Below are 24,819 nucleotides of genomic sequence, written 5' to 3'. Positions count from 1 at the left end.
CGTCCGGAAGGCCTGGTCCTCAGGTCAACGGGCGGGCGCGCGGGGAATGCTTGCCCGGTGAACGGATCTTGGCAATGGCGGATTCTCACGGTGCAGGAACGTGTCGTTCTTCGGCGTGGTGGTCAACCTTGGTCGACCTTCGGCGTGGTGGCCGAGTTGGGTGCGGTGGCCGAGTTCGGCAGGAGCAGCCGGAAGGTGCAGCCCGCGCCCGGGTGGTTGTCCAGTTCGAGGCGTCCGCCGTGTGCGGCCGCGATGGCGGAGGCGATGGCCAGGCCGAGGCCGGAGCCCGGTTCGGGTGCGGCCTCGGGGTCCGGATCCGCCGGTTCGTCGCACGATGTGGGCGGGGTGGCCCGGTAGAAGCGGTCGAAGACGTGGGGCGCCTCTGCGGGTTCGATGCCCGGGCCGCTGTCCGCGACCTCGACGACAGACACGGGTGTGCCGGGTGGCAGTGTCACCCCGCTGCCCGGCCCCTGCTCGGCCGGGGTGCGAGCGGCGCCCACGCGGACGCGGATGCGGGTGTCGGCGGGGGTGTGCGCGCAGGCGTTGGAGAGCAGGTTGCCCAGGACCTGGGCGAGTTGGTGGGGGTCGCCGGGGGCCTCGACGATGTCGAGGTCGTGTTCAGGATCGGGGCCGTCGGGGTCGGGGTTGGGGTCAGGGGTGGAGCCGACACCGCAGTCGCCTGTGCGGCCGCCGAGGGGTTCCAGGGTGATGGCTCGGCGGGGGTGGCGTATCGCGGTGGTGGCGATGGCGTCGGCCGCCAGGGAGAGGAGGTCGACGGGTTCGCGGTGCGTGGTGGGCGGGTGGGTGTCGCCGCCCTCACCGAGCTTGGCGAGGAGGAACAGGTCGTCGACGAGGCGGCTCATCCGGTCGGCGTTGTGGGCGATCAGGGTGTGTGCCTCGTGACGGCGCCGGTCCGCCATGTCGGGTGCGTCGAGGAGGAGTTCGGCGAATCCCTGGACGGCCGTGAGCGGGGTGCGCAGTTCGTGCCCCGCGTCCGCGAGGAAGCGGCGTAGCTGCTGTTCCGAGGCCTCTGTGCGGTGCAGCGCCGTGCGCAGTCGGTCGAGCATGGTGTTGAGGGCCAGGCCGAGGCGGCCGACCTCGGTGTCCGGGTCCGTTCCGGGGACGTTGAGTTCGAGGGCGCCCTCGGTGATGTGCTGGGCGGTGTGCTCGACGCGGGTGAGCGGGCGAAGTCCCAGGCGGACGGCGCCGTTGCCGAGGACGACCACCCCGACCGCGACGGCGACACCGAGGCCGAGGCTGACCCACAGGAGTTTGGTGGTGGCGCCGTCCACGGTGTCCAGGGGCAGGGTGACGACGGCGCGCATGTGGTCGGGCCCGGAGTAGGAGATCGCTCGCCAGTCGGACCCCGCGCCGTCCTCGGCCGGGACCGTGCTCGGCTGCCGGGCGGTCAGGTGCAAGTCGGCGGCGCGCTGCGGGAGTTGTGGGCCCGGTGCGTCGCTGCTGCCCAGGGAGTCGCCGAGCAGCCGGCCGTTCTCGTCGTAGAAGTGGACGCGGTAGTCGGAGGGCAGCGTGTTGTCGGACCTCGGCGGTCCTCGCAGTGTGCCGTCGGTCTTGATGTCTTCGTAGACCCGGCCCGGGGGACGGAAGTGGAAGAGCTGGTTGTCCACCTGGTCGGTGAGCCAGCCGCGCAGCACGGTCAGGGCGGCCAGCTGGCACAGCAGGACGGCGCTGGTGGCCAGCAGGCCCGCAATCAGCACGAGACGGCTGCGCAGGGAACGCGGCAACCGGAGCCGTAGCCGCAGCCGTTTACGCAGGCGTCGTAGGCGCGGGCGCGTCACCGTGTCACCGCGTCGGACTCGCCACGCGGCAGCCGCAGGCAGTAGCCGACGCCGCGCACGGTGTGTATCAGCGCGGGACCGTCCTGGTCGATCTTGCGGCGCAGGTTCTTGACGTAGGTGTCGACGATCCGGGTGTCACCGGAGAAGTCGTAGCGCCACACCTGCTGGAGGATCTCGGCCTTCTCCATGACGCGTTCGGGATGGGACAACAGGCAGGCCAGGAGCCGGAATTCGGTGGGTGACAGTTTCAGCAGGCGGCCCGCGCGACGCACTTCGTGGGTGTCCTCGTCCAAGGTGAGGTCGGTGTACCGCAAAGGTGGCCGGGCACCGGTGGCGGAGGCGGAGATCCCCGTGCGGCGCAGGATGGCGCGGATGCGCAGCAGCACCTCCTGGACGTGGAACGGCTTGGTGACATAGTCGTCGCCGCCCGAGCTCAGGCCGATGATGCGGTCCTCGACCCCGGTCCGTGCGGTGAGGAACAGCACGGGTGTGTAGACGCCCTGGGCGCGCAGGGCTCGGGTGACCTCGAAGCCGTCGGTGTCGGGCAGCATCACGTCGAGGACGATCAGGTCGGGCCGGCGGCTGCCCGCCTCGAACATGGCCTCCTGCCCGCCGGCCGCGCTCGCCACGGCGTAGCCGGCCGCGCTGAGCGCGGAGGTGAGCAGGGTACGGATGCTGGCGTCGTCCTCCACGACCAGGACGGTGTGTGCGGCGTTGGATGTGCGCGCGGGTGGCTGCTGCTGGATGTTCATGCTCCGACACCTCGGGATACGGACAGGTGGAGCCGCCGGGGCGGGTCCTGGTCGTGCGGCGCGATGCTAGGCAGGGTTCCTGTGCGTGATGGGCACATATAGGGACGTGGCCGAATATCTCCGGCATCCCGGGCCGCTTGCTCCGCGCAGCGACGGCCCGGGGTGCCGGAGACCTTCTCAGCCGATCAGCCGGTAGGCCGGTCAGCCGGTCACCTTCTTGTCCTTGGCCAGCGCCGCGCGCCGGTCGGTGACGGTCTTCTGGAGCTTGGTGACGGCGGTGTCGAACTCCTTGGAGTCGGCGCCCGCCTTGCGGGCCTGGTCCGCGATCTCCTGGAGGGTCTTCGTCGCCGTACCCGAGCCGTAGAACTTCTGGTACAGCTCGCTATACGCCTTCTGGTAGACACCGTCGAACGCGTCGGAGTCGAGGAACTTGGACTTCAGGACGTGCTGCATGCGCCCGCCCATGCCACCCATTCCACCCTTGGCGTCCGCGTCCGAGCCCCCGCCACCTTGCTTTCCTGGCGCTGCGCCGCCGGGCGCGCCTTCCGGCATCCCCTCGGGCATGCCGCCGCCCATGCCGACCGAGTCGTCGGGACCGGTGGTGGCGTCGCCGCTGAAGGTCAGGTTGTAGTCCCAGCCCAGGACGGAGAACTTCTTGGTGTCCAGGTCGTACGAGAGCAGGTAGTTCTTGCCCGGGCCCGCCATGTCGTCGAAGTTCAGCAGCAGGTTCTGCGAGGCGACGTACTTGGCGAACGAGTCGACGTCGACGTAGGTGTCGAGGTCGCGCGCGAACTCCTTGTCCGAGGCCTTGCCGGCCCACTTGATCAGCTTCATGACCGGTTCGAGGTCCTGGCTGCCCTTCTTGTTGAGCTGCTTGAAGGACGTCTCGTAGTCGCTGGGGTCGTCGCCCTTGTACTCGAAGCTGCCGCTCGCCCGGGCCTTGTAGAGCACGGCGTTGCCGCCGGACACGTCGTCGGCGTAGTCGGTGTCGGGGGCCTCGACCATGAGGCGGGCGGCGGTGGGCCGGTTGTTCACCTTCAGCTTGGTGAACGCGTACCGCTCGGCCTTCTGGCCGCTCTCGTCGGTCAGGGACAGCGACAGTGCCTCGTTGGCCGGGACCTGGCCGTCGCTGCCGGGGCGCAGCGAAATCTCCCGCTCGCCCTGGTAGGCGCGGCCCTCGACGTACTCGTCGACCTTGACGAGCCAGGGCAGTTCCTCGGGCTTCTTGGCGGACAGATTGAACTGCATCATGCCGCCCATTCCGCCCTTGCCTCCGGCCTTCTGACCTTGGCCACCGGCCGGAGCTCCCTGCCCGCCCTGAGGCATGTCCCGGCCGCCACCGGGCATGCCCTTGGCGCCGCGCAGGGACGACAGGGTGGAGTTCCCCTTCAGACGGATCCCGACGTCGTTGAGGTAGACACCGTCGATCGTGAGGTCGGCCTCGATGTAGTCCTTGGTGCCGTCGTCCTTGAACTCCTTCATCATCTTGTCGAAGTCGGTCTGCTGGTAAGCGAGTTGGATCGAGTGCGACACCGAGGTGTCGTACAGGTCCACCGTCCCCTGGACGTTGTCGGTGATGGCGTCCGCCTCGACGCGCGAGGACGAGGTCACGTACGGGGAGATCCGCGCGTCACCCAGGAAACAGACCATCGCGGCGAGCCCGACACCCAGCGCCGTGACCGGCTTCCAGTGGTGGCGCAGTCGCACGGGCAGCCGGTCCCGCAGCCGCCGCCCCGCCCTGGCGGAGGGCATCACAGGTCCGTCGTGTCGTAACCGGTCAGCACGGTGACCCGCTGGCCGGAGGTGCGTTCCTGCAGCGCGCCGACCAGGTCGCTGGGCTCGGCGCCCTTCTTCAGACGCACGGTGTAGAAGATCTCGTTCAGCGCGCCACCGCGGATGGTCTCGGTGCTGACCAGCTCGAACTCGCTGGTGTACTTGATGAGCACGTCACGCAGCTGCGGGGTGTAGTCCTCGCCTGCCGGGACCTGGACCTTGACGACCTGGCGCTGCACGTTGAGGGCGAACCAGTTGAACTTGTGCATCACGAGGATGACGGCGCAGATCACGACGGCGCCGACCGCGGCCAGCGTGTAGAAGCGGGCACCGCAGGCCATGCCGATGGCCATGGCCAGGAAGATGAAGCCGACGTCCCTGGTCTCCTTGACCGCGTTGCGGAAGCGGACCACGGACAGGGCGCCGACCAGCGAGAAGGCCCGCGCCAGGTTCGAGCCGACGACCAGCATGATGAGCGCGACGATCATGCCGACGATGACCAGCGTCTGCACGTACGACTGGCTGTAGGACACGTTCCGGTGCGTGTACCGGTACGTGTAACCGATCACCGTGGACAGGATGAACGACAGCGCCATCGCCGCCACGACATCGGCCACGCTGAACGTGCCGCTGAGTTCCTGCAGATCGAAATTCACTGTGCTCCTACCTTCAACGACGCATCGTGCTGCGCCGGCCGCTGCTCGAGCGGCAGTTCTTCAGAGGGGGTTGGAGGCGGGCAGTCCGCCTCGTTGACGTGGAAGACCGACCGCGGGGCGAGCCCGAACGCCTCGATGGACTGCACGTACTTGGAGATCCGTACGAGGTTGAGGTTGCGCCGCGCGGCCAGGTCGGTGATCCAGGTCGGTGTGCGCTCGTTCACCTTGATCTCCATGACCGACAGGTGCGGCGGGATCGTGAACCGGTTCTCGGGCGTGGGGGTGCCGAAGTGGAAGTCCCGGTCCCGGCCGCGGATGCGCCGGTCGAAGGTGACACGGAGGCCGGTGTCCGCCTCCCGCCCGACCAGCGCCTCGCGCTGGTAGCCGGTGATGGCGGTGGGCCGCAGGTTCGCCTCGACGACGAGGGCGAGGACCTCCTGGATGAAGGCGCTCTCCTTCGGCGAGTGCTCCGGCATCTCACGGTCGTCGCACAACTGCCGTGCCACGCCGTAGGGGAGCATGATGCGCCGCTTCTGCGTGACCCGGTTGACGCGCTGCTTGATCTCCACGCAGACCATCGAGTCGTCGGTGACACCGTCGAGGTTCCCGTAGTGCCGGATGCGCAGCTTGCGCCGGAACTTGAGGCCCTCGATCTTCTCCCAGTAGAACCGGAGTTGGGGGCTGTCGTAGTACAGGCTCCAGACCCCGTACCCGCCGACCGGGCTGTGCGGATCGGTGTCCATCCGCTCGGCCAACTCGTCGCGGATCTCGGCCGCTTGGTCGACGGGGACCAGGTACTTCAGCTCGAACCGGTTGAACGCGTGCAGCCGACTGGCCACATGCAGTGGCTCCTCGCTCTCCTGCTCGCCGGCTGCCTTCGACAGGAACACCATGCGTCTCCTTGCTCATACGTTGCGGACCGACCGGCCAGGCACACGCAACCAACGGCACATGAGGGGCCCATGAGAATCTCGGGTGTATTTCAGGAGTCTTCAGGGCTACGGCAACATGAACGGGAGACCGCCCGGAAGCCGTGACAGGCTGGCGCCATGCGCAGGATCTTGGGTTACGCAACGGCACTGCCGGTCTCCGTCCTGCTCCTTGCAGGAGCGGGAGCAGGGGCAGGTGTGGGCGCGGGCGCGGCGTCCGCCTCGGTCCCGGGTGACGACGGATTCACCATCAAGGACCCGCGGATCACCGAGTCGAGCGGCCTCGCGGCCTCCCGGGCACACCCGGGCATCTACTGGACGCACAACGACGGCGACGACGGCACGTACCTGTACGCGGTCGACGGCAGGACCGGCGAGACGGTCGCCAGGATCACGTACACCGGCGTCGGCAAGCCGCATGACGTCGAGGCCGTCTCGGTCGGACCGGACGGCCACCTCTACGTCGGCGCCATCGGCGACAACGACGAGGACGAGGACCACGTCTGGATCTACCGCCTCAAGGAGCCGTCGGACCTCTCCGACCGGACGGTGGCGGCCACCGAGTACCACGTGGCGTACGAGGACGGGGCGCACAACGCCGAGTCACTCGCCGTGCACCCGGGGACCGGGCGCATCTACGTCATCACGAAGGACAAGGACGGCGGCGCGCTGTACGAGGCGCCCGAAGAGCCGAGCCCCGACGGCGACAACACCCTCGGCAAGGTCGCCGACATCGACCTGTGGGTGACGGACGCGGCCTTCTCCCCCGACGGCACCCGGCTGGCCGTCCGCGGCGACGACGGCATCATGTACACCTGGAAGAATGGGAAGCCGTCGCACCCGCGGGCCCTGGACGTGCCGAAGCAGAAACAGGGCGAGGCGATCACGTTCACGACGGACGGCAGGACACTGCTGTACGGGAGCGAGGGCAGGAACAGTGGCGTGGTGGCACGGCCGGCGAAGGCGGGCGCGGCGATCGTCGATGAGGCCGACGGCCTCAGCGGGATGCGGGTCACCGGCGTCGTGATCGGTGTCGCCGCCGGCGTGGCCCTGCTGCTCGGGGGCGGCCGCATGGTGTGGCTGCGCAAGAGGTCCAACGGCCGCCGGGGCAGCGCACTTTGACGCGCCGTCGGGATCGAGCGGGGCCCGGCGCGGCATTACTCCGCGCCGGGCCCCGACCTTCTTCCAATCGTCCTGGACGGCTACTTCACGGCCGCCGCCCGGACGAGCTCCTGCGAAACCGAGCCACCCTTGTCGTCCTTCGCCGTCGCCCGCAGCGACAGTGAGGTGGCATCGCGCGGCACGTTCAGCGTGCCCTTCCAGGAAGCGCCGCTGCCGGTGAGTGAAACGGACTTCCACGTCTTGCCGTCGTCGTACGACACCTTCAGGGTGCCGCCGCCGATGGTGCCCGTGCCGGCCGCGTCCTTGACGTACTCGGCGGACAGGCCGATGGGCAGGCGCTTGCCCGAACGGACCTTTCCGGCAAGGTCCGTGTAGATGTCGTAGTTGAGGTTGATCAGCGGCAGGAACGTGTACGCGTCGTCCGGCGTGGTGCCCGAGCGGAACGTCCACTCGCTGTGCGAGGTGCTGCGGATGCCCCACACGGCCGGGTCGAGTTCCGTGTCGGTGACCAGCTTGAACGGCTGCTCGGAACCGTCGTTGACACTGAACTGGGCGGTGCTGCCCGTGCGTCGGCCCGCGCTCTCACCGTTCACGAAGGCCTCGGTGGACTGCGTCATGCCGGCTTCCGGGCTGTACGGGTCGCCGAAGCCGGTGTGGTCAGGGCCCGAGTCGCCCCAGCCGGGGATGTTGAAGCGCAGCATGTCACCGTTCCGCTGCTGGCCCCAACCGAGACCGCTGCCACCGTAGGGGTGCCAGACGGGCTTGAACCAGTTCAACTCGGTGTGCCTGCCCGGCCGGTAGGACACCAGGCCGCTGCGCTCCTCCAGGGGACCGAGGTTCACGGACTCGTGCCACTTCTGGCCCGGCTCGACCGACACGTAGTCGGTGCGGTGCCCCGGGAAGTCGTACCGCTCCTGGAACCCGCCCGCGACCGCGAAGGACGGGTCGACCGAGTGGCGGAACTCGCTGCCCGCGGTCTTCTTCGCACCGTAGAAGGTGGTGTCGACGGTGGCGAGGTCCTTGGAGCCCGGCGCGAAGAGCAGGCTCCGGTCCGGGATCGCGCCCTTGTAGCCCTTCGACAGGTCGTAGGAGTACGTGGAGTTGGCGACGCCCGTCATCCTGATGCGCTCACCGTGCTTCTGCTTGGTGAGCAGCCGCGCGAAGTCGGCGTTGGTGACACTCGCGATCTGCAGCGGCCGGTCCGTGTTGTCGTCGTTGTAGAAGAGGGTGTTCAGCCGGCCGGGGTTGTCGTCCGTGAGGAACAGCGCCTTGGCTCCCGCGTCCTGGGCGGCCTGCGCGATCTGCGCCGGGGTGCGGGTGCCGTCGATGTGCACGAGGACGCCCTTGCCGGTCACGTTCTTGCCCGTGTAGTCCGCGGGGGCACCGGCACCCGCGTTCACCAGCGTGAGCCTGCTGTCACCCTCGACGAGCGTGGAGCCGGGCTGCTCCCACACCTCGTCGACGCCGTCAACGGTGACGCGCGGCTGGGCCTCGCGCCAGGTGGTGCGATACGCGTAACTGCCGTCGCTCACCGGGCGGGTGGGCAGTGCGTACAGCGTGTCGTACTTGATGGGCAGCAGCACCATGCCGAACACGTCGGTGCCGCCCGCCTTGCGGTCGTACTGCACGAGTGTCTGGTGCGGGTCGGTGTCCTTCGGGACACGTGTGTCGACCTCACGCAGCTTGGTGCCGTCAAGCGTGATCTCGCGGTCTCCGTCGACCTTCACCTCGGGGTCGGACAGATAGGCCGCGCCGAGGGAGTCCTTGCCGTGGGCTCCGCGGACGTCAAGGAACGAGTCCAGATAGTACGTCCCCGGCTGGAGCCGCAGCTTGACCGTGCCGGACTCATCGACCGTGGCCGGCTGCGGCAGTGTGTCCTTGGCGAGCCGCTGGTACATGATGTCGGCCGCGGCCGGCTTGCCGTCCCGGTCCTTCACGTGGACGGTGAGCGTGTACCGCTCCTCTTCCTTGACCAGCCCGAAGGCGGTGTGCGCGACGGCCACGCCACCCGAACTGGCCACGATCCGACCACTGTTGGTGCCGACGGCGGCCTTCGAGCCGTCGCCGGTGACGGTGGTGGAGGCGGCGCCGTGCGCGGGCACGGTCAGCTTTGAGTCGGCGAGCGTCGCAACGCCGTCGGGATCCCCTTGTACCGCGAGCTCCAACTCCACCGCACGGTCTGAGGAGTTGGAGTAGGTGAGGGTCTTGGTGACCGGCTTGTTGCTGTCGTACGGCCAGCGGTAGGAACCGAGGTCGGCGCTGCCCGTCGCGGTGACCTTCGCGGCGATCGCGTCGGGGACGGAGACCCGGCCGGAGCCGATGGCGTACGCGGAGTCGGAGAGCTGCTTCGACGACGACATCAGCGCGTTCTTGAGCTGCGCGGCCGTCCAGTCGGGGTGGGCCTGCGCGAGGAGGGCGGCGACACCGGCGACGTGCGGTGTCGCCATCGACGTACCGCTCATGGTGGTGTAGCTGCCGGAGCCGTCCACCAGCGAGGAGCGGGCCGCGAGGATGTCCACGCCGGGGGCCGAGAGGTCGGGCTTGAGGGCGTCGTCGCCGAGGCGCGGGCCCTGGCTGGAGAACGAGGCCCGCTCGTCGTCCGCGTCGACCGCGCCGATGGTGCCGGGGCTGTAGGCGTTGCCCGCGGCGATGACGAAGAGCGTGCCGGTGTCGGTGGTGAGGGAGTTGACGGCCTGGGCCATCGGGTCGGTGCCGTCGCTGCCGGTGTCGGAGCCGAGGCTCATGGAGACGACCTTGGCCTTGATGTCCTTGGCGGCCCACTCCATACCGGCGATGATCTCGGACTCGGTGCCATAGCCCTCGTCGCTGAGCACCTTGCCGACGGCGAGCGTGGCATCGGGCGCGACGCCCTTCTCCTTGCCGTCGGACGCGGCGCCGGATCCACCGACGGTCGACGTGACATGCGTGCCATGCCCCGCCCGGTCGGCGACCTCCTGCCCCTCGATGAAGGACTTCGACTCGCTCACGCGGGAGGCGAGGTCGGGGTGCGTGGTGTCGTACCCGGTGTCCAGGACGGCGACCTTCACCCCCTTGCCGGTGAGCCCCGCCTCCCACGCCTTCGGGGTGCCGATCTGGGCGTTGGACTCCTCCATGTCGCCCTCGACGAGGCCGTCGAGCCACACCTTGCCGATGCCGTCGGTGTAACTTCCCTTGCTGGTCAGGTCGTTCCAGAAGGTGCGCCCCTTGTCGGCGTCGAGGGCCGCGCCGCCGATGCTGCCGAGTTTGCGGGTGCGGTCGGCGCCCTTGGGCGTGGCGGCGGTGCCGCGCGCGCTCTTGCCGCCGTAGGTGACGATCAGCGGGGTGGCGTCGGCCTTGGTGTCCGCGAGGCCCTGCTCGATGAGGCCGCTCACGTCGAACAGCCGGGTGTCGAGCTTCCCCGAGGCGAGGTAGGGGGCGGCCTCGTCCGGCACGACACGTATCTTGCCGTCGGTGACCTGCGTACGGACGAGGCCGGTGGCTCCCTGGGGCCTCTTGACATCGACGGTCCGCTGCCCGCCGCCGATGTCCGTCACGGTCACCTTGTCCCCGGTCACCAGCGTCACGGTGTGAGCGGCGCGGGCGGCCTTCGTGGACTGGGGTCTCACGTGGTCCGGCTCGGCGTGCGCACCGACGGCGGGCAGCAGCGCGAACGCCAACCCGGCCGACAGCAGGGCCGCGCCGCGTCGCGCGGTACCTCTTGCCATAGTTGCCTCTTCTCCTGGAACCATCGGGTGCGGGGTGCGCTCCGAGAGCTGGGAAGAGTGTCAACTACTGTGCGTCGTGCGGTACTTGCTTTACGGTGGCGGGTTGGCGCCACGGCGCCTATCCGCCACTCGGCTCACCGTGTCCGTTCAGGCCGTTCAGTTCTGCTTGACCGGCGGGCAGTAGCCCGTCTCCTCGCCGATGGAGTTGATCTCCGCGTTGGGGCGCGAGTCACCGGCATAGTTGATCTGGTCCGTGCACTTCGTGTCGGGGTCCTTCGGCGTACCCGACGGCTTGTCGGACTTCTGGGGCTCGGGGCACGTACCCGTGTCCGCGCCGATGGAGTTGATCTCGGCATTGGAGCGCGGGTCACCCGCGTAGTTGATCTGGTCCGTGCACTTCGCGTCGGACTTGGCGGCGGGAGCCCCCGACGACTGGCCCTGCGTCGCATCGGGCTGCGGGGTGCTCGCGGTCTCCGCCGAACTGCTCACGGAGGAAGACGCACTGGAAGATGCGCTGGAAGACGCACTGGAGGGCGCGCTGGAGGAGGAGTTGTCGGCGCCGCCGCTGCCGTTGCAGGCCGTCAGCGACAGTCCGAGGGCCACTGCGGTCAGCGTCAGTGCCGAGATCTTCCGAGTGCGCATTCTTGTGTCCTCCGCGTGGGGCCGTCGCTCCTGGTGAGCGACGGGCGAGTGAACGGGGCGGGTGTTCGCCCGTGTTGCTTTCTATCCCCTCAGACAGCGGTGCGGTTGCCCCAGTTGCTTCATGATCGTGTTCAGGACACGTTCGTGACATGACAGTCGTCACTTGGTGAACTCCGCTCCCGGGTCACCGGCCTCCGGCTGGCTTCCGCCGCAGGGCTAGCCTTGTTCCTCGCCCCCCCCCTGGACGGGGAGGTCGACATGGCGCAGGTCACAGGAACTCCACCGGGACCGCGGAGAGACAGTCGGTGTGAGGGACTCAGAAAACGATCTGCGCAGACGCGTACGGGCCGGTGAGCGCGACGCGTTCGCCGAGATGTACGAGCAGTGGGCCGCCGCCGTGCACCAGCACGCGCTGTGGCTCACCGGCGACCGGACGAGCGCCGAGGACATCATGTCGGAGACGTTCCTGACCGCCTGGCGGGTACGGGAACGGCTGCACGAGGAGGGGGGATCACTGCGCCCCTGGCTCCTGGGCATCGCCACCCACAAGGCGGAGAACGCCCGTCGGGGCCTGCGCCGCCGCGTCGCGTTCCTGGCCCGGCAGCGGCGGACACCCGTGGTCGAGGACTTCGCTCCCGAGGTCGCGGGGCGCGTCGACGATGCCCGGCGCCTGGCCGCCGTACACGTCGCACTCGACCGACTCCGGCGCCCGGAGCGGGAAGTGCTCACGCTGTGCGTGTGGTCCGGCCTCGACTACAAGCAGGCCGCGGAGGCGCTCGACATCCCCGTCGGCACCGTGCGCTCCCGGCTTTCGCGGGCCCGCGCCAAGCTCGCCCGGTTCACGGACGAGGCGCAGGAAAATCCGGAACCGCGCGCGGACCGCGGAGAGATGAAGGGTGAAGCCGCACTCGCGGCCCTGCCCGTGCGGGAGGAGACGGCATGACCCCCAACAAGGACGTACGAGCGGACCGGCGCACCGCCGGCGACACACGCGCAGACGCACGTGCCGACGCCGACGTCGCGGAGATCGCCCGGCTGCTGCCGGCCCCGGACCGTCACCCCCTCCCCCATGCGCAGCACCTTCACCACAAGGAACAGCTGATGCAGCACATCGACCGCGAACTCGACCGCACGGACACCCCCGCCCAGCCTGCCCGTACCGCCTTCTCCGCCCGACGCCTGCTGCGCCCCGCCATCCTGCTACCGGTGACGGCGCTCGCCCTCGCCGGAATCCTCACCACGAGCATCGTCCTCACCACGGGCGACGACACCACGACGACCACCACGGCGAACAGGGACGTACGCCCCGCGGCCGCGCTCCTCGACCAGATCTCCGACGCCGCGGGGAAGAACGAGGAACTCACCGTCCGCGACGACCAGTTCGCCTACACCCGACAGAAGGACCAGGGTGCGGACCTGACCAGTGGCAAGGCGGTGATGGAGCCGCTGAAGGAGTCCGAGAGCTGGGTCGCCCAGGACCCCGGGCCGCTGCGCAAGCTCGGGATCGTCAAGGAGGACGGCGAGACCCTGCCCATCAATGCCCAACTGGGCGACACCGAGGGCACACCGGAAGGCTTCGGCCGCCCCACCTACCACTGGCTGGCGTCCCTGCCCACCGACCCCGACAAGCTGCTGCACTTCCTGTACGCCAAGACACCCGAGTCCGACGACCAGGAACGCGACCAGGCGGTGTTCGAACGCATCGGAGGCCTTCTCGGCGGGGTGACTCCACCGAAGGCCGCCGCCGCTCTCTACCGGGCCGCCGCCAAGATCCCCGGCGTCACCAAGGCCCCCGCCGCCCACGACGCCATCGGCCGGCACGGCGTCGGCATCGCCCGCGAGGACACCACGTTCCACACCCGCACCGAGTGGGTCTTCGACCGCCAGGACCTCACGTTCCTGGGTTCGCGCAGCTACCTCGTCAAGGACACCCAGTACGGGAAGAAGGGCACGCTCATGTCGAGCGAGGCCATCCTGGACTTCGCGGTCGTCGACAAGGCGGGACAGGAGCCGTCCAGGGCGCGGGAGAGCTGAGGTCTCCGAACCTGAGACCCCCAACCTCTGACGGCCCCCAGACCTCTGAGGGCTCCCGAGCCGGCGCGTCAGGCGAGACCCCGCCAGGTCTCCAAGAGCCTCAGCATCGCCTCGGTGGCGCTCGTGATGTTGGAGACGGAACAGGTCTCGTCCGTGACGTGGGCCTGGTCCGGGTCGCCCGGCCCGTACAGGATCACCACCGGTGAGCTCAGTTTGTCCGTGAGGACCGACGCATCGGTGAAGTACGTGGCGTATTGAGGGCCCCGATCCGTCCCGGTCGTCTCGGCCGTGTCGGTCGGGTGCAGGGCGGCCGTCAGGGTCTTCACCAGGCCGTCGCCCGGGTCGGTGGCGATGCTCGGGAGGTCGAGGACCGCGTCGATGTCCGTGTCCGGGCCCGCCAGTTGGCGGATCGCCGAGACCGCATCACCGGAGGCGAAGCCCGGGACCGTCCTGATGTCCAGCATCAACTCGGCGTGATCGGGCACGAGGTTGGGCTGGACACCGGCGTGGAATGTGCCGACGTTGACGGTGGCCGCGCCGTGCGTCTCGCTGCTGGGCCAGCCGTCGTGGTCATAGATGCGGGTGGCCGCGCCGGCGAGGGCCGCGAGGGCGTTGACGCCGAGTTCGGGCCGCGAGCCGTGGGCGCTGCGGCCGTGCGCGGTCAGGCGCAGCCACAGCGCTCCCTTGTGGCCCAGGACGACCTGGTTTCCGGTGGGTTCGGCGACGAGCACGACGGGGCTGGGTGCCAGGTCGTCGAGTTGGGCCGCGCCGTCGCAGCCGGTCTCCTCACCGAAGGTGAGCACCACTTGCACGTTCGCGTCCGCGTGCCGGGCGGAGTGCTCGATGGCGGCGGCGAGGATGCAGGCGACACCGGCCTTCATGTCGCTGCTGCCGCGCCCGAGCAGCCGGTCGTCGCGGATGTCTCCGCTCAGCGGGTCGAAGGACCAGCCCGAGGCGTCGGCGGGGACGGTGTCGAGGTGACCGGTCAGGGTGATGGGGGTGCCGGTTCCCGTGCGGGCCACGAGATTGGCCCGCTCCGGTTCCTCCTCCCCCTCCTCGATGCGGACCGTGAAGCCCGCCTCGCGCAGGAGTGGGGCGAGGAGTTGCGCGGCGGGCTTCTCGTTTCCCGCGCGGGTGTCCAGCCTGACGAGCTGTTGGGTGAGGGCCACGGGGTCGAGCACGCGGTTTCTCCTGTCAGGTTCGGGGCGGTACGGCCGATCCCCGGATGACGAGGTGCAGCGGGAGGACCTGCTGCACTCGTTCACTGTCGGGCTTGTCGATGCGCGCTTGGACGACTTCCAGCGCGGTCCGTGCCAGCTCCGCGACGGGCTGCTGCACGGTGGTGAGTTTGGGGCGGAGCCATTCGCCGACGCGGATCCCGTCGCAGCCGACCACGGAGAGGTCCTCGGGGATGCGCAGGCCGTGGAGTTCGGCGCTGGCGAGCATGCCGACCGCGACGATGTCACTGCCGACGAAGACCGCGGTCGGCGACTGGTCGGCACGGGCGAGGTAGGGGAACGTACTGGCCCCGAAGCGTTCGGTGTACGGGCCGTGCAGGACGAGGTCGTCACTGACGCTCAGTCCGGCGTGCTCCATGGCGTCCCGGTAGCCGCGGTACCGGTCGCGGCTGGTGGACAGCTCCGGGGGCCCGGCGACGTGGGCGATGTGCCGGTGGCCCAGCTGGGCGAGGTAGGCCGTCGCCTGGTAGGCGCCGCTGTAGTTGTCGACGGAGATGGCGTCGGCCTGGGAACTGCCCGCGATCTCCTCGTCGAGGACGACCACCGGCAGCCCCGCGTCGATCGCGGCGATCAGCCGGGGATTACTGCGGTGGATGCCGACGTAGATCATCCCGTCGATCGCGTCGGACTTGGCCACGAGGTCGCTGACGCTCGCCTCGCGCCGCGCCTGCTGACCGGTGACACCGACGACCAGTTCCACGTCACTGGCGGCCGCCCTGTCGGCGATCTCCTCGGCGAGCTCGGCGAAGAACGGGTTGAGCAGGTCCGGTACGACGAGCGCGATGACCGGGTTCCGCCGGGGGCTCGGGGCCTCGGACGAGGCTGCGGGCACCTCGTAGCGGAGCTCGCGGACGGCGGAGTCGATTCTGGCGGCCGTCTCGGGATTCACCTTCAGCTGGCCGCGCAGATAGCGCGACGCCGTGGATACCGACACTTGCGCATGTTGCGCAACGCTCGTCAAAGTCACCCGGGTTTCCTCTCTGCACGTCCCGCCAGTCTATCCACAACTCCCTGCCGCTACCCCATTGACTTCACGAAAACCCGTCCCTAGCGTTGCGCAACAACAAGCACAACATTGCGCAAAGCAAGGAGCCCTCATGGCGCGCGTTCTCATCGCCGGCGAGTCCTGGATCAACGCCTCGACCGATTTCAAGGGCTACGACGCCTTCCCGCACGCTCAGTACGAGACGGGCGCGACCGCCCTCATCGAGGCCCTTGAGGCCGAGGGGCACACGGTCACCCACCTGCCCTCCCACGCCGTGGCCACCGACTTTCCCGAGGCCCTGGAGAAGCTCGCCGCCTACGACGTCGTGATCCTGTCCGACATCGGGGCGAACTCGCTGCTGCTGCCTCCGCAGGTCTTCGCCCAGGGCCGGCCCTTCCCCAACCGCCTCAAGCTGCTCGCCGAGTGGGTCGGCAAGGGCGGCGGCCTGGCCATGGCCGGTGGCTACCTCAGCTTCCAGGGCTTCCAGGGCAAGGCCAACTTCCACGGCACCGCCGTCGAGGAGGTCCTGCCGGTCGAGATCTACCCCTACGACGACCGGGTCGAGTGCCCGGAAGGTGTCAACGGCGAGCTCACCGACGCCGACCACGAGGTCACCGCAGGACTCGACGCCCAGTGGCCGATCCTGCTCGGCTACCAGCGCCTCGTCGCCCGGCCCGACGCCACCGTGCTCGCCACCGTCGAATCGCGTCCGCTGCTCGCCGTACGCACCGTCGGCGCCGGCCGCACCCTGGCGTTCGCCTCGGACATCTCGCCGCACTGGGCCCCGACCGAGTTCCTCGAGTGGAAGGGCTACCAGCGGCTGTTCCACCAGGCCGTGGCATGGCTCGCCGCCTCCGCGGAGTGAGCCGTGACGCACACCTCACCGATCACGGTCGACGCCCCTCCCGAACCGGACCTAACGTGCAGTTTCACGGAGCCTCCGGGCCACGGTGAAACTGCCGGTCCGGCCCTGCCCGGAACGCTCAGAGAATTGGTGGCTTCACGATGACATCCGTTTCGCCCCCTGATCCGTCGCTCGTGCGGACCGGTCCGTCGACAGGCGCCGGACGCACCGGCCGGAACACCGCCACGGCGCTCCTGGTCGTGGCCACCATCCTGGCCGGGATGCTCAGCCCTCTGCAGTCCACCGTGAACGGCGCCCTCGGAGACACCATCGACGACGGCAACGCCGCGGCGGTCATCTCCTTCGGCAGCGGCCTGCTGCTCATGGCGATCATCGTGTTCGCCCGACCCACCACCCGCCGGCAGGCGCTGGGGCTGCCCCGCCAGATCCGTACCGGCAATCTCCCCTGGTGGAACTGTCTGGCGGGCCTGTGCGGCGGCGCCGTCGTGCTCTCCGAAGGTGTGTCGGTCGGCGCGCTCGGAGTCGCGGTCTTCCAGATCGCACTGGTCTCCGGAATGATCGTCTCCGGAGTGATCTGCGACCGCGTCGGTGTCACCTCGGAGGTGAAGCAGCCGCTGTCCCCGACGCGACTGCTGGGCGCCGTCCTGGCCATCGCCGCCACGGTCCTGGCGATCCTGCCCTCCTTCCACGTGCCGGGCACGATCGCGTTCGCCCTCCTGCCCTTCGCCGCAGGTCTACTGGCGGGCTGGCAGCCCGCGGGCAACTCCGCCGTCGCCCGCTCGACGGGTTCCGTGCTCGTCTCGATCGGCTTCAACTTCCTCGTCGGCTTCACCGTCCTGCTGGTGGGACTGCTGGTCCGGATGGCCGCCGGATCGGTGGAGTTCGCCCTGCCCTCCACGTGGTGGATGTACACCGGCGGAATCCTCGGTCTGCTCTCCATCGCGTTCATGGCCCTGCTCGTCCGCGGCCTCGGTCTGCTTCTCCTCGGACTCTCGTCCGTCGCCGGCCAGTTGCTCGGGTCGCTCGTCCTCGACACCATCAACCCGTCCCTCGGCCACACCGTGCATGTGGTGACCGTGGTCGGCACGGTGCTGGGCATCGTCGCCGCGGGCATCGCGATGATCCCCTCCCGTACGCAGGAAGCCGCGGACCGGCCATGACACCGACACACCACCAGCCGCACGCCCGGACGGTCACCGGCCCCGTCCCCGCTGCCGACCTCGGCCTCGTCCTGCCGCACGAGCACCTGTTCAACGACCTCTCCGGCGTACTCGACAAGCCCAGCTACTCGTTCACCGGGTTCCTGGCCGACCAGCCGGTGAGCGCCTCCGCGGCGTCGGCCCTGCGGCACGATCCGTACTGCTGCCCGGACAACCTCGCCGCCAAGCCGATGACCGACGTCCTACCCGAGATCGCGGCATTTCGGGCCGTCGGAGGCGGCACCGTCGTCGACGCGACGTCCAGCGCCGCGATCGGCCGTGCGCCCGAGCGGCTGCGCGAGGCGTCCCTGCGGAGCGGCGTCAACGTCGTCATGGGCTGCGGCGCCTACCTCGAGAAGTTCGAGGGCCCCCGCATCTCCGCGGCCGACATCGAGGCCCAGGCAGGGGCCATCGACGACGAACTCGCCCACGGCACCCCGGACCACCACATCCGTCCCGGCCTGATCGGCGAGATCGGCGTCTCCCCCGACTTCACCCCCGCGGAACATCTCTCCGTCCGCGCCGCCGCGCTCGCTCAACTCAACCACCCGGACGTCCCGTTGATGATCCACCTCCCGGGATGGCAACGACGGGCACACGAAGTCCTCGACATCGTGCTCGACGAGATGGGCGTGGCACCCGGGCGGGTCGTCCTGGCCCACATGGACCCGTCCAGCGGCGACACCGCCTACCAGGACTCCATCGCGGCACGCGGTGCCTGGCTGGAGTTCGACATGATCGGGATGGACATCACCTTCCCCCACGAGGGCGCCGCCCCGCGGGCGGAGCTCACCGCCGACGCGGTCGCGCGGCTCGCCTCCCGCGGCCATGCCGGCCAACTCCTGCTCAGCCACGACCTGTTCCTCAAGCAGATGTGGACCCGGCACGGCGGCAACGGCCTCACCTTCGTGCCCACGGTCTTCGCCGAAATGCTCACCGCCCGGGGCCTCGGCCACGACCTGGTCGCCGGCCTCACCCACGACAACCCGGCCCGGATGCTCACCGGTTGCTGACTCCGAGGAGACCCCGGGCCCACCTCCCGGTACCGTCCCCCTGTGACCTCACTCGACCCCGCCACACTCGCCGCGCTCCAGCGCGCCCGCTACGTCAGCCTCACCACGTACCGCAAGGACGGCACACCGAGAGCCACCGCGGTCTGGCACGCCATGGACGGTGACCGGCTCTACGTGCGCAGCGCGGCCGACGCCTGGAAGGTCAAGCGGCTGCGCCGCGACTCCCGGGCCGAGGTCGCCGTCTGCGACGTCCGCGGCCGCGTCGCCCCGGACGCCGTACGGGCCACGGGCACCGGTCGGGTGCTGGACGAGGCGGAGACGAAGAAGGCGGGTGCTCTGCTGCGCCAGAAGTACGTGATGGCGCGCATCGGCGACTGGTACTCCGCGATCTCGGGACGCCACCGTAGGCATCCCGTCATCGGGCTCGAGATCACCTTCTAGCCGGGATCGGTCGACGGGCCCCGCCGTCTGTGGCCTGTCGCCCGCCACCCGCCGTCCGTTCGTCGGCTAGCTCTTCAGCACCTCCCGCAGCCGCTCGGCGAACTCCTTGGGCTGTTCGATGAAGCCGCCGTGGTCGCCGGGGAATTCGACCGGAGCGGTTTCGAGGCGTTCGGCCAGTGCCCTGGAGGTACGGGCCGTGATCAGGCCCGCCGAGCCGACGCCGATACCGACCACGACGCGGGTCGGAGGGGCCGTCAGTGCCACGATGTCGGGTACGTGGCGGATGGTGTCCCGCAGTTCGTGGCCGAAGAAGTGGGCGCTGTTGGCGAGGTCCTGGTCCGTGGGCTCCCCAGGCGGCGTGGGGGCGACGTCCTCGCCGTCGCCGACGTCGAACCCGGCGTTGGCCATGAACTTCATCCACGCCGCGCCCACCCCCTCCCGGTGGAAGGTCTCGACGATGTCGTCCGCCTCCGCGAGCTGCTCCGCGGCGTCGGGGAGCAGCTCCAGCAGCGGGGGCTCGTGCGCGACGAGCGTGCGCACCCGCCCGGGATGCCGTGCGACGAGGGCGAGCCCGGTGACCGCCCCGCCACTGCTGCCGAACACGTCGGCGGAGTCCGCGCCGAGGGCGTCCAGGAGCGCGGCGACGTCGTCCGCCCGCAGTTCAGGGGTGGAGTCCTGCTCGGGGTCGTCGAGGGGGCTGCCGGAGATGCCCCGCGGGTCGTGGGTGACGACCGTGTGGTCGCTCGCGAGCGCGTCGGCCAGCGGCCCGAACGCCTCCGCGTCCATCGGCGATCCCATGACGAGCAACAGCGGTCCTGAGCCGCGGACTTCGTAGTGCAGGCGTGCACCGGCGACGTCGAGGGTGTGGGTGGTGGTCACGGGTCGTCCTTCCCTGGGCGGTCGTCCCGCGATCGCGGTGACGTAGGGAGGACTCCGCCCGGGAGGAAACCTCATCGCCTCAGCGGGCAACCTCAGACCAGGAGGACAAGCTTTCCGCGTACCTGGCCGGATTCCCCGACCCGGTGCGCCTCGGCGACGTCGGCCAACGGGAAGGTCCGGCCGACGGGGAGCGTGAACCGGCCCGCGGCGATCAGCTCGGCCACCTGACCCAGCGCGTAGACGGCGCGGCCGGTGTCTCCGCGGCTGAAGCGCACACCGTGCCGCTGCGCCCCCTCGAAGTCGGCGACGGTGATGACATGGTCCGCACCGCCGGCGAGGTCGATCAGCTCGGGCAGGATCCCGCTGCCGGCGACGTCCAGCGCCAGGTCGACCCCGTTCGGCGCGAGGGCCAGGACCCGGTCGGTCATGCCGTCGCCGTACGCGACGGGTTCCGCGCCGAGTTCACGGAGGCGGTCATGGGTGGCCGGGCTGCCGGTGCCGATCACCTGCGCACCGCGGGCGACGGCGAGTTGGAGGGCGGCGCTGCCGACGGTGCCCGACGCCCCGCTGATGAGGAGCGTGCCGCCGCTGCGGACGCCGAGCTGGTCGAGGGCTCTCGCCGCCGTCTCGACCGAGGAGGGCAGGGCCGCGGCGCCGGCGAAGTCCAGCGACGCGGGGATGGCCGCCCATGCGGACAACACGGCCCGCTCCGCCTGCGCGGCGCCGTCACCGCCGAACCCGAACACCCGGTCCCCGACGGCGACTTCCTCGACCCCGTCCCCGATTTCGTCGACGACCCCCGCGGCTTCGTAGCCCATCGTCTGGGGCAACTCCTGGTCCATCAGCCCCTGTCGCTTCTTCCAGTCGCTGGCGTTCACACCGGCGGCGCGCACCGCGATCCGGATCTCCCCGGCTCCCGGATGCGGATCGGGGAGCTCGACGATCTCCAGCACCTCGGGACCACCGAACCGACTGAACTGCGCTGCCTTCATGGGGTGTTCCGTTCCTGAACGTTGCGGGCGAGCCAAGGGCTGAGCGCACTGGGCAGGATCAGCTCTTTGTAGGTGTCGTCACCGGGCAGCGGCACGATCAGCCACAGGGCGGGAGGGAACCGCCTTCGCTTTACGTGGGCCAGGCCTCCGTAGACGGACCGCAGGAACGCCGGGACGGCGTCTCGGGGGATGTCGTCGAAGTCGACGTTCTCGACCGTGATTTTCGCGTCGTCGTCCGGGAAGATCCGGACGGACACCGCGGGAGAGCCGCCGAGGTCGATGTGTGCCTCGTGCGGCAGCGTGCCGTCCGGGTCGAGGACGGTGAAGACCCCGGCCGAGGTCCGGCGGGACGTCTGGTCGGCGCCGATGTCGTCGGTGACGGACACCTCGAGGTGGTACTCCCGAGCAACCTCACGAACCGCCACCACAGCGGCCTCGGTACTCGCCAGATGCGGATGTCTCATGGCCCCGATCATGCCTCATGGGTGCCAGTGGCTAGTCGGGCGACGACTCGTCGGCGAGCTGGTTGTTGCGGTCGATCTCCGGCATGTGTGTCTCGGCCCAGACCCGCAGCGCGGAGAGCGGCCCTTCGAGGGACAGGCCGAGCTCGGTGAGCCGGTAGTGGACTGCGGGCGGGACGGTGGGTTCCACGCGACGCGCGACCAGGCCGTCGCGGGCCAGGTTCTGCAGGGTGACGGAGAGCATCTTCTGCGAGATGCCGGGGGCGAGGCGCCGCAGTTCAGCGAAGCGGATCTCGCCCGGAGCCCGCTCGGCCAGCACCTTGACCACCATCGACGTCCACTTGGTGCCGATGCGGTCGAGCAACCGGCGGGTCGGGCAGAGCGGATCCAGCAGGTCACCGCGCTCACCACGCTCACCGCGTCGCTGCTCACGTCCGCCGGATCTCGACGTGGTCACCTGGGGTTCACCACCTGAAGGGAAAGTGCCGTCTTGGGCGGATCAGGCTAGTTCCCTACCGTGAGGTTGTCACTATTCCTCACCGTCCCTCTCCCATCCACGCCTCCCTCACCGCCCTTGGAGTCCCTCCGTGCCCGAGCTCCGACGCATCTCCGTCAACGGTGTCGAACTCAACGTCGCCCTCGCCGGTTCGGGACCTGCCGTCCTGCTGCTGCACGGCTTCCCGCACACCTGGGAGCTGTGGACTGACGCCATGGCCGACCTGTCCGACCGTTACCGCGTCATCGCCCCGGACCTGCGCGGGTTCGGCGCGAGCAGCAGGGCCGAGTCCGGGTACGACGCAGGCACCCTGGCCGAGGACGCCGCCGCGCTTCTCGGTGCGCTCGGTGTGTCCTCGGCCGCGGTGGTGGGCATCGACGCCGGCGCCCCGCCGGCGTTCCTCCTCGCCATGCGCCGCCCCGGTCTCGTCCGCCGCCTGGTCGTCATGGAGTCACTGCTGGGCCGGCTGCCCGGCGCCGAGGAGTTCCTCGCCGGCGGTCCGCCGTGGTGGTTCGGCTTCCACTCCGCCGCGCCCGGACTGGCCGAGACCGTGCTGGAGGGCCACGAAGCCGAGTACGTCGACTGGTTCCTCCACGCCGGCACGGGTGGCGACGGCGTGCGCCCCGCCGTCCGGGACGCCTTCGTCCGCGCATACACCGGCCGTCAGGCGTTGACCTGCGCGTTCTCGTACTACCGGGCCATGCCCGAGAGCGCGGCGCAGATCGAGGACGCGGTCGCCGCGGCCCGCCTGACGGTGCCGACGATGGCGCTGGGCGCGCAGCCCGTCGGCTCGGCCCTGGAACACCAACTCCGCCCGGTCACCGACGATCTCACCGGGCACCTCATCGAGGACTGCGGCCACATCATCCCGCTGCACCGGCCAGACGCCCTGCTGGCTCTGCTGCGTCCGTTCCTGGCCGGTGAGGATTCGGCTGGAAGCGCCTGAACCAATCGACACGCTGCCGCGGCCGAACTCGCCTTTTGCCACGCCCCGTTGCCCCACCTACACCTTCCCTCGCGGGTCCCGGATCCCGTCGACGATGCGGGTCCAGTTGTCCTTCCCGTGGCCGTCGGCGATCGCGCGGCGGTAGTGCGCCTGGACAGCGCGGGGAAGGGCGAGGTCGACCCCGGCGGTGGCGCTGGTGGCGGCGATGTGGTCCGCGGTCGCGCCCATCATGGTCACCGTGCTCAGGTGTCCCGGATGCTCACCGGCGTCGATCTGTGCGCCGATGTCCCCACCGGCCTCGATCATGGCCGGGATGCCGGTCAGCGTCGACATCAGCTCCGGGACCGCCTCCGCCGCGGACATCCCGGCCGAGCCCAGCAGCGCGGTGCCGTGCAGCAGCGCCGACAGACTCGTCAGGAATACGTCGAGGTGTGCCAGGTACATCAGCTGCGCCAGGCCCGCGTCCTCGCCGAGATGGCGCGGCGCCCCGATGCGGGCCAGCGCCGGGCGGTGCGCCTCGAGGACCTCGGGCGGTCCGCTGTAGTACACGTACGCCGCCTCGGTCCCCACCATCTCCGCGGGCACCATCACGCCGCCGGTCAGGAACTTCGCCCCGTGCGACGCCGCCCAGGCCGCGGCCTCGCGGGCACGGTCGGGGGTGTCCGAGCTCAGGTTGACGATCGTGCGGCCGGCCAGCTCCGCGGTCGCGCCGCCGAGGATGTCGTACATCGCCTGGTAGTCGGTGAGGCTGAGGATGACCAGTTCACTCGCGGCGACCGCGTCGGCGGGCGAGGCGGCCAGGGTGGCGCCGTCGGACACGAGGCCGTCGGCGCGGGCGGCAGTGCGGTTCCAGACGGTGACGGGGTGGCCGGCCGCGAGCAGCGCCCGGACCATGGCCCGGCCCATCGGGCCGAGACCGATCAGGGTGACGGGGGTGGTATTCATGCTGCGGTTCCTTCCTCGGGGCGGGCGGTGGGGCGGGTGGCGGGAAGGGTCGTGGGACGGGCAGCGCGCAGGCTCTCGTAGATCCGCGCGAAGCCCTCCCGGCCGTGACCCGCGTCGATCTGTCGGCTGATCAGCGCCTGTACCCCGGCGATCGGGGCGGCGTCGACGCCCTGCTCCTCGCTGGCCCGCACGATGTGCGACAGGTCGGAGAAGTCCAGGCTCTGCTGGCCGGGGACGGAGTAGTCGCCGCCGTCGACGACCTCCGCGAAGCCGGCGAGTCCGTGGGTCATGGCGGCCAGGAACGGGGCCTGCCGGGCGGCGAAGTCGGACGCGCTCGTCCCCATGGGGGCGACCATCGCGGCACCGTGGATGAAGCCCGCGAACATCTGGTACATCCCCGACAGCATCGCCAGGTCCACCAGCGACGCCCGGCCGGCATCCTCGCCGTGGAACTCGCTCGTGGCCCAGACGTCGAGGGTCGGCAGGAGGGTGTCGTACGCGGTCCGCGAGCCGCTATAGAAGATCTGACCCTCGCGGGTTCCGATCATGGCGGGTACGGCCATGATGGCGCCGTCGAGGTAGGTCACACCGAATTCGGCGGCCCAAGTGGCGAGTTGGCGGGACTCGTTCGGTGTGGTGGTCGTGACGTTGAGCAGGGTTCGACCGCGCAGCTCGTCGGCGACCGGGGCGAGGGTGTCCCGGACCGAGTCGTACTTGAGCAGGCAGGCGATGACGACCGGGCTCGCCGTCACGGCCTCGCGGACCGAGTCCGCGCCGCGGGCTCCGCGGGTCATCAACTCTGCGGCACGGCCGGGGGTTCGGTTCCAGACGGTCACGGAGCGTCCGGCGTCGAGCAGCGCGGCCGCCAGCGCGCTGCCCATCGCGCCGAGGCCGAGCATGCTGACGTCGGTCAACTGGACTGGGTTTCTAGTGGGTTCGGACACGACG

23 protein-coding genes are annotated in these 24,819 nt (G+C 70.0%); 8 read left to right on the top strand and 15 right to left on the bottom strand.

The annotated features are described in order from the left end of the window. Positions 1–122: 122 nt before the first annotated feature. The 5 genes from OHA73_RS40900 to OHA73_RS40880 all read right to left on the bottom strand — a co-directional run bounded on the left by OHA73_RS40900 (position 123) and on the right by OHA73_RS40880 (position 5,873). Positions 123–1,799 (bottom strand): HAMP domain-containing sensor histidine kinase, encoded by a 1,677-nt coding sequence (locus OHA73_RS40900; protein ID WP_327657788.1) that lies wholly within the window; start codon positions 1,797–1,799, stop codon positions 123–125. Beyond that, positions 1,796–2,551, bottom strand: a complete 756-nt coding sequence (locus tag OHA73_RS40895) for a response regulator transcription factor (protein ID WP_327657787.1) — start codon at positions 2,549–2,551, stop codon at positions 1,796–1,798. The genes OHA73_RS40900 and OHA73_RS40895 overlap by 4 nt, the downstream gene beginning before the upstream one ends. 201 nt (positions 2,552–2,752) lie before the next feature. Further along, positions 2,753–4,303 (bottom strand): CotH kinase family protein, encoded by a 1,551-nt coding sequence (locus tag OHA73_RS40890; RefSeq protein ID WP_327657786.1) that lies wholly within the window; start codon positions 4,301–4,303, stop codon positions 2,753–2,755. After that, entirely contained in the window at positions 4,303–4,980 is a 678-nt protein-coding gene (locus OHA73_RS40885; protein ID WP_266723901.1) for a DUF4956 domain-containing protein, read from the bottom strand. Before OHA73_RS40885 ends, OHA73_RS40890 begins: the two co-directional genes overlap by 1 nt. Further along, positions 4,977–5,873 (bottom strand): polyphosphate polymerase domain-containing protein, encoded by an 897-nt coding sequence (locus OHA73_RS40880; RefSeq protein ID WP_266723900.1) that lies wholly within the window; start codon positions 5,871–5,873, stop codon positions 4,977–4,979. The genes OHA73_RS40885 and OHA73_RS40880 overlap by 4 nt, the downstream gene beginning before the upstream one ends. A 156-nt stretch (positions 5,874–6,029) precedes the next feature. Here OHA73_RS40880 and OHA73_RS40875 point away from each other — a divergent pair, with 156 nt between their 5' ends. Beyond that, the gene (locus OHA73_RS40875) at positions 6,030–7,031 is read left to right on the top strand and encodes a WD40 repeat domain-containing protein (protein ID WP_327657785.1); all 1,002 of its coding nucleotides are present in this window, start codon (positions 6,030–6,032) and stop codon (positions 7,029–7,031) included. An 80-nt stretch (positions 7,032–7,111) separates the two neighbouring features. Here the strand turns inward: OHA73_RS40875 and OHA73_RS40870 are convergent, their stop codons facing one another. Beyond that, on the bottom strand, positions 7,112–10,735 hold the full coding sequence (locus OHA73_RS40870; RefSeq protein ID WP_327657784.1) for a S8 family serine peptidase: 3,624 nt from the start codon (positions 10,733–10,735) through the stop codon (positions 7,112–7,114). A 156-nt stretch (positions 10,736–10,891) separates the two neighbouring features. Beyond that, positions 10,892–11,377 carry a hypothetical protein gene (locus OHA73_RS40865; RefSeq protein WP_327657783.1) on the bottom strand — a complete coding sequence of 162 codons (486 nt, stop codon included), beginning with the start codon at positions 11,375–11,377 and terminating at the stop codon, positions 10,892–10,894. 307 nt (positions 11,378–11,684) lie between these two features. Here OHA73_RS40865 and OHA73_RS40860 point away from each other — a divergent pair, with 307 nt between their 5' ends. Both OHA73_RS40860 and OHA73_RS40855 read left to right on the top strand, forming a co-directional pair. After that, a complete protein-coding gene (locus OHA73_RS40860; protein WP_266723892.1) occupies positions 11,685–12,320 on the top strand; it encodes an RNA polymerase sigma factor in 636 nt (211 codons plus the stop codon). Next, the gene (locus OHA73_RS40855) at positions 12,317–13,411 is read left to right on the top strand and encodes a CU044_5270 family protein (protein ID WP_327657782.1); all 1,095 of its coding nucleotides are present in this window, start codon (positions 12,317–12,319) and stop codon (positions 13,409–13,411) included. The genes OHA73_RS40860 and OHA73_RS40855 overlap by 4 nt, the downstream gene beginning before the upstream one ends. 68 nt (positions 13,412–13,479) lie before the next feature. Here the strand turns inward: OHA73_RS40855 and OHA73_RS40850 are convergent, their stop codons facing one another. Both OHA73_RS40850 and OHA73_RS40845 read right to left on the bottom strand, forming a co-directional pair. Beyond that, entirely contained in the window at positions 13,480–14,592 is a 1,113-nt protein-coding gene (locus OHA73_RS40850) for a M20 family metallopeptidase (protein ID WP_327657781.1), read from the bottom strand. Positions 14,593–14,605: 13 nt separating this feature from the next. Further along, positions 14,606–15,616, bottom strand: a complete 1,011-nt coding sequence (locus OHA73_RS40845; protein ID WP_327657780.1) for a LacI family DNA-binding transcriptional regulator — start codon at positions 15,614–15,616, stop codon at positions 14,606–14,608. Between the two features lie 130 nt (positions 15,617–15,746). Between OHA73_RS40845 and OHA73_RS40840 the strand changes: the two genes are divergently transcribed. From OHA73_RS40840 to OHA73_RS40825, 4 genes are all read left to right on the top strand, one after another. Continuing rightward, positions 15,747–16,499 carry a glutamine amidotransferase gene (locus tag OHA73_RS40840; RefSeq protein ID WP_327657779.1) on the top strand — a complete coding sequence of 251 codons (753 nt, stop codon included), beginning with the start codon at positions 15,747–15,749 and terminating at the stop codon, positions 16,497–16,499. 140 nt (positions 16,500–16,639) lie between these two features. After that, a complete protein-coding gene (locus OHA73_RS40835) occupies positions 16,640–17,659 on the top strand; it encodes a DMT family transporter (protein WP_327657778.1) in 1,020 nt (339 codons plus the stop codon). Then, complete coding sequence (locus tag OHA73_RS40830) at positions 17,656–18,711, top strand: phosphotriesterase family protein (protein ID WP_327657777.1); 1,056 nt, start codon at positions 17,656–17,658, stop codon at positions 18,709–18,711. The genes OHA73_RS40835 and OHA73_RS40830 overlap by 4 nt, the downstream gene beginning before the upstream one ends. 42 nt (positions 18,712–18,753) lie before the next feature. Next, positions 18,754–19,152 (top strand): PPOX class F420-dependent oxidoreductase, encoded by a 399-nt coding sequence (locus tag OHA73_RS40825; protein ID WP_327657776.1) that lies wholly within the window; start codon positions 18,754–18,756, stop codon positions 19,150–19,152. A 66-nt stretch (positions 19,153–19,218) separates the two neighbouring features. Here OHA73_RS40825 and OHA73_RS40820 read toward each other — a convergent pair whose 3' ends face one another. The 4 genes from OHA73_RS40820 to OHA73_RS40805 all read right to left on the bottom strand — a co-directional run bounded on the left by OHA73_RS40820 (position 19,219) and on the right by OHA73_RS40805 (position 21,941). Further along, complete coding sequence (locus tag OHA73_RS40820) at positions 19,219–20,031, bottom strand: alpha/beta fold hydrolase (protein WP_327657775.1); 813 nt, start codon at positions 20,029–20,031, stop codon at positions 19,219–19,221. A gap of 92 nt (positions 20,032–20,123) precedes the next feature. Further along, entirely contained in the window at positions 20,124–21,023 is a 900-nt protein-coding gene (locus OHA73_RS40815) for an NADP-dependent oxidoreductase (RefSeq protein WP_327657774.1), read from the bottom strand. Next, entirely contained in the window at positions 21,020–21,487 is a 468-nt protein-coding gene (locus OHA73_RS40810) for a hypothetical protein (RefSeq protein ID WP_327657773.1), read from the bottom strand. Before OHA73_RS40810 ends, OHA73_RS40815 begins: the two co-directional genes overlap by 4 nt. Before the next feature lie 31 nt (positions 21,488–21,518). Next, positions 21,519–21,941 (bottom strand): winged helix-turn-helix transcriptional regulator, encoded by a 423-nt coding sequence (locus OHA73_RS40805; protein WP_266723878.1) that lies wholly within the window; start codon positions 21,939–21,941, stop codon positions 21,519–21,521. A 130-nt stretch (positions 21,942–22,071) separates the two neighbouring features. Between OHA73_RS40805 and OHA73_RS40800 the strand changes: the two genes are divergently transcribed. Further along, positions 22,072–22,926 carry an alpha/beta fold hydrolase gene (locus OHA73_RS40800; protein WP_327657772.1) on the top strand — a complete coding sequence of 285 codons (855 nt, stop codon included), beginning with the start codon at positions 22,072–22,074 and terminating at the stop codon, positions 22,924–22,926. Positions 22,927–22,983: 57 nt separating this feature from the next. On the opposite strand, the gene OHA73_RS40795 is transcribed toward OHA73_RS40800, so the two are convergent. Further along, a complete protein-coding gene (locus OHA73_RS40795; protein ID WP_327657771.1) occupies positions 22,984–23,871 on the bottom strand; it encodes an NAD(P)-dependent oxidoreductase in 888 nt (295 codons plus the stop codon). Beyond that, the gene (locus OHA73_RS40790) at positions 23,868–24,785 is read right to left on the bottom strand and encodes an NAD(P)-dependent oxidoreductase (RefSeq protein ID WP_327657770.1); all 918 of its coding nucleotides are present in this window, start codon (positions 24,783–24,785) and stop codon (positions 23,868–23,870) included. The genes OHA73_RS40795 and OHA73_RS40790 overlap by 4 nt, the downstream gene beginning before the upstream one ends. Positions 24,786–24,819: the final 34 nt, after the last annotated feature.

The sequence above is a fragment of the Streptomyces sp. NBC_00483 genome, assembly GCF_036013745.1.
Lineage (GTDB): Bacteria > Actinomycetota > Actinomycetes > Streptomycetales > Streptomycetaceae > Streptomyces.
Note: the sequence above shows the minus strand (reverse complement) of the source record. Positions and strands in the feature narration are given on the sequence as shown.